This window comes from Candidatus Krumholzibacteriia bacterium (genome assembly GCA_030748535.1).
GTDB lineage: Bacteria > Krumholzibacteriota > Krumholzibacteriia > JACNKJ01 > JACNKJ01 > JASMLU01.
Genome location: JASMLU010000001.1, coordinates 322,749 through 335,099, shown reverse-complemented (window position 1 = coordinate 335,099; position 12,351 = coordinate 322,749). Strand labels below are relative to the sequence as shown.

Annotated in this window: 13 protein-coding genes; 12 read left to right on the top strand and 1 reads right to left on the bottom strand. The window is 57.4% G+C overall.

The features are described from left to right. Positions 1–56: 56 nt before the first annotated feature. The 10 genes from QGH30_01590 to QGH30_01545 are packed head-to-tail and all read left to right on the top strand — an operon-like array spanning position 57 to position 9,487. Complete coding sequence (locus QGH30_01590; protein MDP7021032.1) at positions 57–473, top strand: NADH-quinone oxidoreductase subunit A; 417 nt, start codon at positions 57–59, stop codon at positions 471–473. After that, positions 470–964 carry an NADH-quinone oxidoreductase subunit C gene (locus QGH30_01585; protein MDP7021031.1) on the top strand — a complete coding sequence of 165 codons (495 nt, stop codon included), beginning with the start codon at positions 470–472 and terminating at the stop codon, positions 962–964. The genes QGH30_01590 and QGH30_01585 overlap by 4 nt, the downstream gene beginning before the upstream one ends. 6 nt (positions 965–970) lie before the next feature. After that, entirely contained in the window at positions 971–1,438 is a 468-nt protein-coding gene (nuoE, locus tag QGH30_01580; GenBank protein ID MDP7021030.1) for an NADH-quinone oxidoreductase subunit NuoE, read from the top strand. Next, the gene (nuoF, locus tag QGH30_01575) at positions 1,438–2,721 is read left to right on the top strand and encodes an NADH-quinone oxidoreductase subunit NuoF (GenBank protein MDP7021029.1); all 1,284 of its coding nucleotides are present in this window, start codon (positions 1,438–1,440) and stop codon (positions 2,719–2,721) included. The genes nuoE and nuoF overlap by 1 nt, the downstream gene beginning before the upstream one ends. After that, entirely contained in the window at positions 2,718–3,752 is a 1,035-nt protein-coding gene (gene nuoH, locus QGH30_01570; GenBank protein MDP7021028.1) for an NADH-quinone oxidoreductase subunit NuoH, read from the top strand. Before nuoF ends, nuoH begins: the two co-directional genes overlap by 4 nt. 8 nt (positions 3,753–3,760) lie before the next feature. After that, entirely contained in the window at positions 3,761–4,249 is a 489-nt protein-coding gene (locus QGH30_01565; GenBank protein ID MDP7021027.1) for an NADH-quinone oxidoreductase subunit J, read from the top strand. A gap of 4 nt (positions 4,250–4,253) precedes the next feature. Beyond that, a complete protein-coding gene (gene nuoK / locus QGH30_01560; GenBank protein MDP7021026.1) occupies positions 4,254–4,553 on the top strand; it encodes an NADH-quinone oxidoreductase subunit NuoK in 300 nt (99 codons plus the stop codon). Positions 4,554–4,557: 4 nt separating this feature from the next. Further along, positions 4,558–6,480, top strand: a complete 1,923-nt coding sequence (gene nuoL / locus QGH30_01555; GenBank protein MDP7021025.1) for an NADH-quinone oxidoreductase subunit L — start codon at positions 4,558–4,560, stop codon at positions 6,478–6,480. A 10-nt stretch (positions 6,481–6,490) separates the two neighbouring features. Beyond that, positions 6,491–8,038, top strand: a complete 1,548-nt coding sequence (locus QGH30_01550; GenBank protein MDP7021024.1) for an NADH-quinone oxidoreductase subunit M — start codon at positions 6,491–6,493, stop codon at positions 8,036–8,038. 3 nt (positions 8,039–8,041) lie between these two features. Continuing rightward, positions 8,042–9,487: an NADH-quinone oxidoreductase subunit N gene (locus QGH30_01545; GenBank protein ID MDP7021023.1), complete on the top strand. Its 1,446-nt coding sequence runs from the start codon at positions 8,042–8,044 to the stop codon at positions 9,485–9,487. Positions 9,488–9,499: 12 nt separating this feature from the next. On the opposite strand, the gene QGH30_01540 is transcribed toward QGH30_01545, so the two are convergent. Continuing rightward, entirely contained in the window at positions 9,500–11,218 is a 1,719-nt protein-coding gene (locus tag QGH30_01540) for a FlgD immunoglobulin-like domain containing protein (protein ID MDP7021022.1), read from the bottom strand. Positions 11,219–11,395: 177 nt separating this feature from the next. On the opposite strand from QGH30_01540, the gene QGH30_01535 reads away from it, so the two are divergent. Both QGH30_01535 and QGH30_01530 read left to right on the top strand, forming a co-directional pair. Continuing rightward, positions 11,396–11,902 (top strand): TIGR00725 family protein, encoded by a 507-nt coding sequence (locus QGH30_01535; protein ID MDP7021021.1) that lies wholly within the window; start codon positions 11,396–11,398, stop codon positions 11,900–11,902. Next, a complete protein-coding gene (locus QGH30_01530) occupies positions 11,902–12,327 on the top strand; it encodes a divergent PAP2 family protein (GenBank protein ID MDP7021020.1) in 426 nt (141 codons plus the stop codon). Before QGH30_01535 ends, QGH30_01530 begins: the two co-directional genes overlap by 1 nt. The last annotated feature ends 24 nt before the right edge of the window (positions 12,328–12,351 follow it).

Sequence of the window (12,351 nt, the reverse complement as noted above, 5' to 3'; positions counted from 1 at the left end):
CCTGAACAACCCTTATCTTGTAGTGATTGTTCAGGCAGGAATCCGGGAGTCGACTCATGTCCCTATTTGCCATTACGGATCAGTATTCCTCGGGCTCCTATGTCCCGATTCTCATCCTGCTTGTCCTTTCTCTCGTCTTTTCGCTGGCCCTGGTGGCGGCCAGCCGCTTCGTCGGTCGCAGAGTGATCCGCAGCGAGAAGATGGGTTCCTACGAATGCGGAATGGATCCACAGGGAGATGCCCGCAACCGCTTCTCCGTCAAGTTCTACCTGGTGGCGATCCTTTTCATTATCTTTGATATCGAAGTGATCTTTCTCTTCCCCTGGGCTGTCCGCTTTGGCGAACTGGGGCTCTTCGGCCTGGTGGAGATGGCCATTTTCCTTCTCATCCTTCTCCTGGGCTACTTCTACATTCTCGGTTCCGGCGCCCTTCGCTGGGATGGGCGTTCTGCGACGGAGGAGGTCGGCAAATGAAGGAAGCTCTGATTGCCCTTCGGGATTCCGCCATCGAGCGCTTCGGCGATTCCCTGTTCCGTCACGATGATTTTCGGGGGGATCTGGTTTTGCAGGTTCAGCCGGAGGAACTTCTGAACCTTTTGGCCTGGCTCAAGAACGAGGCCACGCCTTCCTTTGATCTTCTTTCGGACATCAGTGCAGTCGATGGGCTGAACCTGGGGCGAAGCCCGCGTTTCCGACTTGCCTACCAGCTTCTCTCCACGAAGGCCGCTCTTCGTGTGCGAGTGGAAGCCGATGCGACAGAAGAGGGCGAGATCCCGACCATGCCGAGTGCCACGGGACTTTGGGAGTCGGCCGACTGGGACGAGCGGGAAATCTGGGATCTCATGGGGATCCACTTTGAGGGCCACCCGGACCTGCGCAGAATCCTGCTTCATGAAGACTACGACCGGGGACATCCCCTTCGCAAAGAGGTTCCTACCCGGGGCCGTGATAACGACAACCTTTGAGGTACCATGTTTCGCGATGAGATTCTGAGTCAAATCGAAGAACTGAAGTCACGGTATCCAAATCCGGATTCCGCTCTTCTTCCCGCCCTGCATCTGCTGCAAGGGGAAGAGGGTTGGATCTCCCCGGAGACGATGGAGGAGATCGCAAAGCTCTTTGGCATGAGCCCGGCCCGCGTGGAGGGAGTCGTCACCTTCTACTCCATGTACTTTACCCGTCCGATGGGAAAGCATGTCATCCAGCTCTGTCGGACTCTCAGTTGTGACCTGATGGGTGCTTTTTCCATTCGCGAGGCCATTGCCGGAAAGATCGGAATCGCTCCCGGCGAGACCAGCGAGGACGGTCGTTTCAGTCTGGTGGAAGTGGAATGCCTGGGTGCCTGCGGGACGGCCCCGGCCATGATGATCGGTGACGATCTTTACGAGAATCTGGATGCCGACAAGGTCAATGAGATTCTTGACAGGGTGGAGAACTGATGGCTGCCTTTGAACCCGTCCTGACACGCATTGTCGGGCTGGAAGATTCGCACAGGCTGGAAGTCTGTGAGCGCGAGGGAGGCTACCAGGCTCTTCGCAAGGGGCTTCGCGATTTCTCTCCTTCGGAGATCACCGAGGAGGTCAAGCGTTCCGGCCTGCGTGGACGCGGTGGTGCCGGTTTCCCCGCCGGCGTGAAGTGGGGATTCCTGCCTTCGATGGAAAACAATCCCGGGCCTCGCTACCTTGTTTGCAACGCTGACGAGAGTGAGCCGGGGACTTTCAAGGACCGTGTGATCCTTCGGGACAATCCCCACCTCCTTCTCGAAGGCTGCATTCTCAGTTCCTATGCGCTTCAGGCGAACCACTGCTTCATATATATCCGCGGGGAGTACCCGAAAGAGGCCTTGATTCTTGAACGAGCGATCGCCGAGGCAAAAGACAATAACCTGCTGGGTGAGAACATTCTCGGCAGCGGGTTTTCTCTGGAGATCGTGGTTCATCGGGGAGCGGGTGCCTATATCTGCGGAGAAGAGACGTCTCTGCTCGAGAGCCTGGAGGGCAAGCGCGGCTATCCGAGAATCAAGCCCCCCTTCCCCGCCGTGGTGGGACTCTATGGTCGCCCGACCGTGATCAATAATGTGGAAACCCTTGCCTGTGTTCCCTCGATCGTGGAAAGAGGGGGAGACTGGTTTGCTTCCATCGGTCCGGAGAAGAACAGCGGCCCGAAGCTCTACTGCGTCAGCGGTCATGTGGCACGCCCGGGAACCTATGAAGGCCCCATGGGCCTTCCCCTGAAAGAACTGATTGAGGATGTCTGCGGAGGGATGCGAGAGGGGAGCACGCTGAAGGCCGTGATTCCCGGAGGAAGTTCCACGCCGATTCTCACTGCTGAAGAAGCCATGAAGGCGAACATGGACTTCGACTCTCTGGCAGCCCTTGGTTCCATGCTGGGCTCCGCCGCGGTGATCGTCATGGACGAGACTACGGACATGGTTCGGGTGGCGGCAAACCTGATGCGCTTCTACCATCACGAATCCTGCGGGCAGTGTGCTCCCTGTCGGGAGGGAACCGGCTGGCTGGAAAAGATCTGCAGCCGCTTTGAGGAAGGTGTCGGAAGTTCCGGCGACCTGGAATTGATGGAAGACATCGCAGACAACATTGCCTTCAAGACCGTCTGTCCCCTGGGAGATGCCGCCAGGATGCCTCTGGAAGCTCTGATCGCAAAGTTCCGTGATGAGTTCATTGCTCGCATCGGAAGCCGGACAGCGGGATGTGTCTCGTGACTGCGGCCCTGTTGATTACTCTTGGGAAGATTCTCTTTGTCTTCCTGGTCACGCTGACCACCGTGGCTTACCTGACTCTTGCCGAGAGAAAGGTCTCCGCGTGGATCCAGTGGCGAAAGGGGCCCAACCGTGTCGGGCCTTGGGGACTTCTGCAGCCGATTGCAGACGGTCTCAAGTTCGTCCTCAAGGAGGACTTTGTCCCCCGGGGTGCTAATCAGGCTCTTCACGCCCTTGCCCCCGTCCTCTCCATGGCTCCTGCACTGATTACCTTCTCGGTGATTCCCTTTGGTTCCACCCTTCCTCTCTTCGGTACCGAGGTGAGGATGATCGTGGCGGATCTTTCCATCGGGATCCTCTTTGTCTATGCCATTGCGAGTCTCGGAGTCTACGGCTTGGCCATTGGGGGTTGGGCCAGCAACAACAAGTATGCCCTTCTCGGCGGGCTGAGAGCCAGCGCCCAGATGATTTCCTATGAAATCTCCATGGCCCTGGCCGTGATTCCCATCATCATGATGTCCGGAACAGTCATGCTCTCCGGCATTGTCGAGTATCAGGCCAACCATTTCTGGTTCGCGCTCAGCCAGCCTCTCGGCTTCCTGCTCTTTCTGGTCGCCGTCTTTGCAGAAACCAACCGGCTACCCTTCGATCTTCCCGAAGCGGAACCCGAACTGGTGGCCGGTTATCACACCGAATACAGCAGCATGAAGTTCGCCATGTTCTTTCTGGCGGAATACGCAAACATGATCACGGCCTCGGCCCTGATCGTGACGCTCTATTTCGGCGGTTACCATTGCCCGATTCTGGAGGATCTGGCCTTCTTCCAGTCTCACCCGCTTCTGCTGGGTCTCTTGCATATCTTCAGTTTTCTGGGGAAGATGGCCCTCTGGCTCTTCATCTTCATCTGGGTACGATGGAGTCTGCCCCGATTCCGTTATGACCAGCTCATGGGACTTGGATGGAAGGTTCTCCTTCCCCTTTCCCTTTTGAATCTCTTCATCTACGGCGTCCTGGCTCTGGCCAGGATGGGATAGGGGGCTTCGTGCAGATCGCTCTCTTCTACCTCTTTGCCTTCCTGGCTCTTCTTTCAGCCTTGATGGTGATCACGAGAAAGAACCCCGTCACTTCCGCACTTTTTCTGGTGATGTGCTTTTTCTCTCTTGCCGGAATCTATGTGCTGATGTCCGCCTTCTTCCTTGCCGCAGTGCAGGTGGCGGTCTATGCGGGGGCCATCATGGTTCTCTTCCTGTTTGTGATCATGCTCCTGAATCTGGATCCGAAAGAGATCCCCTCCTTCATGAACCGTAAAATAAAGTGGCTTTCCCTTCTGGTGACGGCTCTTCTCGTAGCGCTCCTTTTGGGCCTGGCTGCCCCGCAGGCATTTCCCCATGCGACGGGTGCTGCGGCGGGGGAAGTCTGGGCCATCGGCGACCTGATTTTCGGGGAATACCTGCTGGCCTTTGAACTGACAGCCGTCCTTCTGCTCATGGCCATTCTCGCTTCCGTCATTCTTGCGAAGAAGGAGCTATAGCGTGATTCCCTTTACCCACTCGATCATTCTCGCCTTTCTCCTCTTCGGCATTGGCGTGGCCGGCTTCCTGATCCGAAGGAATGCGATTGTCGTATTCATGTCCATTGAACTGATGCTCAATGCGGTGAACCTGCTTCTGGTCAGTTTCTCGGGAATCCGAGGCGATCTGGACGGCCAGGTCTTCGCCTTTTTCATCATGGCAGTGGCGGCCGCTGAGGCCGCCATCGGCCTTGCCATCATCATCGCTCTCTTTCGCAGATTCCGCAGTGTGGATCTCGAAAAGACCACACTTCTGAGGAGTTGAGTTCATGGACTACTTCCCGCTCATTCTTCTCTTCCCCCTGCTGGGCCTGGGAATCAATGCTGTCCTTGGCAAGCGGCTCCCGGTACAGGCGACCGGGGGCATCGCTTCCCTTGCCATGTTCCTTTCCTTTGTCTGGGCTCTTCGTGGCTTCTTCCACTTGCAGGGACTGGACGCTGTTGATCGAATGCTGATCTTCCCGCTCTGGGAGTGGATACAGGTAGGGGATCTCGGCGTTGACTTGTCCCTTCGACTGGATCCGCTCAGTTCCCTGATGACGCTGGTGGTGACCGGAGTCGGCTTCCTGATCCATGTCTATTCCATTGGCTATATCGCCGGAGACCGGGATTATCCTCGCTTCTTCATCTATCTGAATCTCTTTAGCTTTGCCATGCTGACGCTGGTCCTCGGAGCCAACTATCTGGTCCTCTTTGTGGGCTGGGAAGGCGTGGGGCTTTGCAGTTATCTGCTGATCGGCTTCTGGTATGACAAGATGTTCACCGGAACGATGAGCAATGCCCAGGCCGGCAAGAAGGCCTTCATCGTCAACCGGATCGGGGACTTTGGCTTCCTGCTGGCTCTCTTCCTGATCTTCCGTCATTTCGGGAGCCTTGAGTACACAGCGGTCTTTGAAAGTGCCCTTCACCATCCGGCCTCCGCCGGCGTGATGACGGCGATCGCTCTTTTGCTGCTTCTTGGTGCAACGGGAAAGAGCGCGCAGATCCCACTCTTTGTCTGGTTGCCGGACGCCATGGCAGGCCCGACTCCTGTCAGCGCCCTCATTCACGCGGCGACCATGGTCACCGCCGGTGTCTACATGGTGGCGAGAAGCCATGTCCTGTACGCACTGGCGCCCGGAGCTCTGGAGACCGTTGCACTGGTGGGGGGGCTGACTGCCTTCTTTGCTGCGACCATTGCGGTGACCCAGAATGACATCAAGAAGATTCTGGCCTACTCCACGGTCAGCCAGTTGGGCTACATGTTCCTCGGCCTCGGGGTGACGGCCTTTGGTGCGGGACTCTTCCATGTCATGACGCATGCCTTTTTCAAGGCGCTGCTCTTTTTGGGCGCCGGCAGTGTGATTCATGCCCTGCATGAAGAGCAGGATATCCGCAAGATGGGCGGACTGAGACGCAAGCTGCCGATTACCTTCGCTACCTTTGCGATTGCCACTCTGGCGATCTCCGGCTTCCCGGGATTTTCCGGTTTCTTCAGCAAGGATGAAATCCTTGCTTCCGCATTCCAGAATGGTCCTCTCTGGCTCTGGCTTCTGGGCGTGGCGACTGCGGGACTGACCAGTTTCTACATGTTCCGTCTCCTCTTTCTGACCTTCTTCGGCGAAAGCCGGGTGGACCCGGAGAAAGAGGCAAAGATCCACGAGTCTCCCCTGACGATGACGATTCCCCTGATGATTCTAGCCGCTCTCAGCGTCGCCGGTGGCTGGCTGGGTCTGCCCCCGGTGATGGGGCCGCATCTTCTGGCGGATTTCCTCGCGCCGGTTTTTGAGGGACTGCATCACATTCCCGGCTTCGGACATCACGAGCACCTGTCCCATTCAATGGAATGGCTCCTGATGGGCCTTTCCACTCTGGTGGCGCTTCTGGGTTTCCTCTTTGCGTGGTCCAGATTCCTTCTCCCGGCCAAACCGGTGCTGGACAAGAAGCGGGGAGCTTTCTACCGCCTGCTGGAAGACAAGTACCGCATCGACGAACTTTACGAAGCGGTATTCCTGCGGCCCATTCAGGCTTTCTCGAAGTTCCTCTGGCGCATCATCGATGAGATGCTGATTGACGGTCTGGTGAACCTGTCCGGCGTGGTCGTCAGGGTGGGGGGAGAGGCACTTCGCCTTTTCCAGACAGGATATGTGCAGACATATGCGTTCTTTATGGTTCTTGGAGTCCTCTGGATTCTCTTTCGAATGCTGAACTAGGGTAGGCGAGATGACTGATCAATGGATCCTGACCTGGGTTTGCTTCCTGCCTCTGCTGGGAGCACTTCCGATTGTCTTCTTTCCAGAAGGAAAGGCAGGACTGACAAGGCTCTGGTCTCTACTGGTGACCCTTGTCACTTTCCTTCTGTCTCTCCATCTCTGGTTTCATTTTGACGAGAGTGTGGCTGGCCTGCAATTCATCCAGTCTCTTTCCTGGATTCCTGCAGCAGGGATTCGCTATTCCGTGGGGATCGACGGAATCAGTCTCCTGATGGTTCTCCTGACCACCTTCATGATGCCGCTGGCCGTCCTTTCCGGCTGGAATGCGGTGAGCGAGAGAGTGCGCGGCTATCACTTCTTCCTGCTCATGCTGCAGACCGGTATGATCGGCGTCTTCATAGCAAGCGACCTCTTCCTCTTCTATCTCTTCTGGGAAGCGATGCTGATTCCGATGTATTTCCTCATCGGGATCTGGGGCGGCGGCCGCAGAATCTATGCCGCCGTGAAGTTCTTCCTCTTCACGATGGCAGGCTCCGTCCTGATGCTGGCGGCCATTCTCTATCTTGTCAGCCGACACCATGCACTCAGTGGAGACTGGACCTTTGACATGGCGGCTCTCTTGACTACCGTCCTGAGTAGCCGTGCCGAAACCTGGGTCTTCCTGGCCTTTGCCTTCTCCTTTGCCATCAAGGTGCCGATGTTCCCGCTTCACACCTGGTTGCCCGATGCCCATGTGGAAGCCCCCACAGCGGGCTCGGTCATCCTTGCGGGTGTTCTCCTGAAGATGGGGACCTATGGCTTCCTCCGTTTCTGTCTTCCTTTTTTCCCGGATGCAGCACATCATTTCACTCCCCTGATCATGACTCTGGCGGTCATCGGGATCATCTATGGCGCTCTTCTGGCGCTGGTTCAGGAGGATGTGAAGAAACTGGTGGCCTACTCCAGTGTGAGCCATCTGGGATTCGTAATGCTGGGGATCTTTGCGATGAACCTGCAGGGGATCGAGGGTGGCATTCTTCAGATGGTCAATCACGGTCTTTCCACGGGCGCTCTCTTCCTTCTGGTCGGAATGCTCTACGAACGGCGCCACACCCGCCTGATTGAGGACTTCGGCGGGCTGGCCCGTGTCATGCCTCTCTACACCCTCTTCCTCCTGATTGCCACCTTCTCCTCGATTGGTTTGCCCGGGCTCAATGGCTTCATCGGAGAGTTCCTGATTCTGCTGGGCACTTTCCGGGTGGCCATGCTTCCGGCAATTCTGGCGGCCTCGGGCGTGGTCCTGGGCGCGGTCTACATGCTCTGGATGGTGCAGCGGGTTCTCTTCGGGCCCATCCGCCATGAGGAGAATCGGGTACTCAAGGATCTGACACCCCGGGAGTGGGGGCTCCTGCTTCCGGTGGTTCTGCTTATGTTCTGGATTGGTCTCTATCCGAAACCCTTCCTGAGAAAGATGGATGCCTCCGTGAAAGCCCTGGTGGAACAGGTCTCCGGCGAGCCGGTGGCGGCTCCCCATGCACAGGACCCTCACACAGGACACACTGTCCCTGAAGGAGAGTAGATCGTGGACTGGAATCTCAGCATTGTCGGATCAGAACTGATTCTCCTGGCGACGGTTGCCCTGCTGATCCTCTCCTATCTGGCTTCCCTGAAAAAGAATCTGGACAGTGTCGCCTTCGACCTGATCACCGGTTTCGGCTTTTTCGCGGCCCTGCTCTTCTCGGTTTACCAGTGGGGGGCACCTGCACAGGATGCCTTCGGAGGGCGGTTGATCCTGGATCCTCTGGCCCAGTACCTGAGACCTCTCCTTCTTCTCATCGGCCTGGGAACTCTTCTGCTCTCTTCCCCCTACCTGAAGCGCGAGAAGCTGGAGAAAATGGAGTTCCACGCCCTCACGCTCTTTTCGGTGATGGGCATGATGATCCTCTCCTCCTCCGGGGACCTTCTGACCCTCTTTCTGGGCCTGGAACTGCTCTCCCTCTCTCTCTATGTCCTGGTGGGATTCCATCGTGAGAAGAGTCGCAGTCTGGAAGCATCCCTGAAGTATTTTCTGCTGGGTGCCTTTGCCAGCGCCCTCTTGCTTTTCGGGATGGCGCTCCTGTGGGGGACGGCCGGCACCATCCATTTTGCCGGGCTTGCAGAAAGCTGGCAGGAGGGGGTCCTGCTCTCCCACTCCCTCGCCCGCGCGGGTTTCTGGATGGTCTTTGTGGGACTGGTCTTCAAGATCAGTGTCGTGCCCTTTCACTTCTGGACCGCTGATGTCTACGAAGGAAGTCCCGCTCCCGTAGCCGGCTTCATGGCGACCGGAACGAAGGCTGCAGCGCTGATTGTCTTTGCCCGATTCCTGCTTGAGGGATTTGCTTCCTCCCGGGCCGAATGGCTCCCGGTACTCTGGTGGCTTTCGCTTTTCACGATGGCAGTTGGAAACCTGATGGCCATTGCGCAGGCGAACATCAAGAGGATGCTGGCCTTTTCCAGTGTTGCTCATGCAGGGTATCTGCTGCTTGCGCTCGTGGCCGGCACCTCCCTGTCCATGAGGGCGATGCTCTTCTATCTTGCGGCCTATACGATCATGAATCTGGGAGCCTTCGCTGTCGTTTCACTCGTGGGAAGAGAGGGTGAGCGCTATCAGTCGATCTATGATTACGACGGGCTTGCAAAGCAACATCCCTGGATGGCTGCCATGATGGCGACCTTCCTTTTCTCGCTCGCCGGGATTCCCCCCGCCGTCGGTTTTGTCGGGAAGTTTCTGATCTTTTCAGAGCTGATCAAGGGCGGTTTCTTGCCTCTGGCCGTGGTGGGCGTTCTCTTCAGTCTGGTCAGTGCTTATTACTACCTTCGCGTGATCTACCTGATGTACATGAAGGACGCCTACGACGAAAGACCGGCTCCGGCGATGCCGGCCTCTGCAGGCATCCTGATGGGACTTGCCATGATCCTGATTCTCTGGTTCGGGATCTTCCCTTCGGGCTTGCTGGAACTTGCTGCGACGGCTTCCCTGCCCTTCTAGTGGGGAAGCCCGCTATTTTGCCAGGACCATTTTGCGTGTGAACTGCCCTTCTTCGCTGTTCATGCGGAGCAAGTACACGCCTCCAGCGACGCGGCAGCCCGAATCATCGAACCCATTCCAGTCAATGACGTGTTCGCCCTCCTCCAAAACTGTGGCCGGGAGCAGCTCTCGAATGAGGCGTCCTGCGGGATCGTAGATGGCAAGTTTCACAGCAGCAGATTGCTCCAGGTGAAAACGAATCTTCGTTGAAGGGTTGAAGGGATTTGGAAAATTCCGTGGGGAATCGAATGCATAAGCTGGCGATTCCACGGCCGTCAGACTGCCCAGACTTCCGTCTGCATTGACATACTGACCGTAAACATCCACTGAGCCGTTGCGATCATCCTCCCAGGCAAGGAAGGCAGCGCCTGAGGGCATAGACACCACGGGCAGTCGCCCCTTTGTGCTGGGGGTGCTGGCTACATCGATGATGTCACCGGGCCAGGTGAAGTTTCCGTCCGGATCCACAGCGAAGCCCCTGATCTGGTCACTGCCATAGCCAGAGGGTTCTTCAATCCAGAAGAGTGTGGCCCCGCTGGAAGCCGGAAGCGCTCTCAAGAAGGACTTGTAGAGAGAGTTGATGGGCAGGAACATCTGCCCCGAGTTTCCCCAGAGGCGGGTTCCATCGGCTGCGAAGCGCTGACCATAGATTCCCCATTGAGTTTGGCTCGTGTTTCTCTCATCCCAGAAGACATAGAGGTCTCCTCCGCTTTGCGCCATGGTGGGGGAAATGTGGTAGTGGCTTGTACTGGTGGAAACCGGCAGCCCGTTGTGAGGAAAGAGTTCTGTACCTGCAGCGTCCAGATGCTGCACACAGGAATTGTACAGGCCGTTGTAGTAGCGATGCCAGAGCAGGATTGCTCCCCCCGAGGCATCACTCTGGATGATGGGTTCATAGCCAATGGGAAGGACGGTCTCATCGTAAACATCCACGGGCGCGCCCCAGAGCGATGCTCCTGCAGCGTCAAACTTTTCTGCGCGATAATGGCGGTCGGCCATGTAGCCGTTGGTGTCTCGTAGCCAGGCCACGATGCTGCTACCCGCATCGCCCGGGCAGATCACGCAGAAGCCGGGGCTTTTGCCGGGCTCGCCTGCGATGTCCAGTCCGCCGGAGGGAAGCAGGGCTGTTCCGTCGGCAGAGAGTCTCTGCATCCTGATCGTGCCGTTGCCCGCATCAGGGAGTCTTTGCCAGACAAAAACGAAATCTCCATCGCTGGTCTCGGTTACCTTGGGGGAAGGCTCGAAGTCAGCGTTGTCGGACAGGGTGACACCGTCCTGCCCCCAGAGCATCGAGCCATCGGGCGCGACCTTGTAGGCATAGATATCCCAGTCTCCGCCGGAGCGGATGTCGTTGAAAACCAGCACGGCGTTCCCGTTGGAATCGGCGGTCATGTCCCATTGGGTGATCCAACTGCTCTGAGGATGGTCGCTCACCAGAATGCCGCCGGGCGCCCAGGCTTCGTTCCCAAGATTGTCATAGCGCTGAAGTCTGACATTGTATCCTGTGGGCGCATCGTACCATCCCACATAGCAGCCTCCCTCCGGCGTGGCTGCGATCTTGGGGAGCACCTGATCGCCCGGTCCGATGGCGATTGGCAAGTTGGCTGCGGGATCGGTGGGCCAAAAGGAAAGAGCGGAGAGGGAGATCATCAAGAGGACCATGGCCAGAGTGCTACTGTGGCGGATGTTCATGGAGAACCTCCCAGCAGGGGTAGAGAGAGATGCATTGCATTGTAACACAATCAGGGGGCAGTTTCTTTGATATCCCAGAGCATATCCGGCAAAGGGAGGACTCTAGTCCTTGACCCTCAATGCCGGTCTTTCTACTATCATCTTTCCTCGTGGAGAGGCGCAATTTATGGGAGCAGGATGAGAAAGAAACAAATCAGCGTAATCGGTGATTCCGAGGCAACAGGGGACCTGGAGGCCTTTGCCGTAGCACTTGGTCGGGAGATTGCCCGCCGGGGGTGGAACCTGGTCAATGGCGGCCGTGGCGGCGTGATGGAGGCTGCGAGCCAGGGTTGCCGGGAAGAGGGGGGTCTGGTTTTGGGGATCCTTCCCGGCGACGACGACTCGGAGGGGAATGAACACTGCCATTTTCTCCTGCCCACGAATATGGGCTGGACCCGAAACAGCCTGAATGTCCTCGCCGGAGATGCCGTGATCGCCCTGGGGGGACGCTCCGGCACCCTGAGCGAGATTGCCTATGCCTGGGGCTACGGGAAACCCTGCCTTGCGGTGACCGGCTTTGGTGGTTGGAGCGAAACACTGGCGGGAACCGCGCTGGATGATCGCCGGGAGGATCGCATTCACCCGGTTTCTGATCCGGAAGAGGCCTGCGATCTCCTGTCCCGGCTTCTGGGTGAGGGAAGCTGATGCACCCGGTTTTTTGGGCCACCCTGCTGAGTATCTTTGCCGCCCAAGCCTGGAAGGTCATCGCCGAAAGCGTGGTCGAAAGACGCCTGAAGCTCTATCGCTTTTTCGAGACCGGGGGCATGCCGAGTAGCCATACCTCCGCGGTCACCACTTTGGCCTCCGGGATGGGAGTCAGCGAAGGATTCAGCAGTCCCGTCTTTGCCGTCTCCCTGGTGGCCGGGATCTACTTCATCTTTGAAGCGACCGGCCTTCGGCAGGAGGTCGGCAAACAGGCGCGGGTTCTCAATGAAGTTCTCGATGAATTGATCGACACCCGCCATTTCCCCCGTGAAAAACTGAGAGAGTTGAGAGGGCACACCTGGAGCGAGGTCTTTTTCGGTTTCCTGCTGGGTCTGTTCATTGCGATGGTGTTCGTAAAGGCTTGAGATTTGAGTCTGGATTCTCTGGAG

Excerpts from the sequence above, each read along its gene's own strand:
- QGH30_01590 (MDP7021032.1), top strand. The coding sequence starts at position 57 with ATGTCCCTATTTGCCATTACGGATCAGTATTCCTCGGGCTCCTATGTC.
- QGH30_01585 (MDP7021031.1), top strand. The coding sequence starts at position 470 with ATGAAGGAAGCTCTGATTGCCCTTCGGGATTCCGCCATCGAGCGCTTC.
- nuoE (MDP7021030.1), top strand. The coding sequence starts at position 971 with ATGTTTCGCGATGAGATTCTGAGTCAAATCGAAGAACTGAAGTCACGG.
- nuoF (MDP7021029.1), top strand. The coding sequence starts at position 1,438 with ATGGCTGCCTTTGAACCCGTCCTGACACGCATTGTCGGGCTGGAAGAT.
- nuoL (MDP7021025.1), top strand. The coding sequence starts at position 4,558 with ATGGACTACTTCCCGCTCATTCTTCTCTTCCCCCTGCTGGGCCTGGGA.
- QGH30_01550 (MDP7021024.1), top strand. The coding sequence starts at position 6,491 with ATGACTGATCAATGGATCCTGACCTGGGTTTGCTTCCTGCCTCTGCTG.
- QGH30_01540 (MDP7021022.1), bottom strand. The coding sequence starts at position 11,218 with ATGAACATCCGCCACAGTAGCACTCTGGCCATGGTCCTCTTGATGATC.
- QGH30_01535 (MDP7021021.1), top strand. The coding sequence starts at position 11,396 with ATGAGAAAGAAACAAATCAGCGTAATCGGTGATTCCGAGGCAACAGGG.
- QGH30_01530 (MDP7021020.1), top strand. The coding sequence starts at position 11,902 with ATGCACCCGGTTTTTTGGGCCACCCTGCTGAGTATCTTTGCCGCCCAA.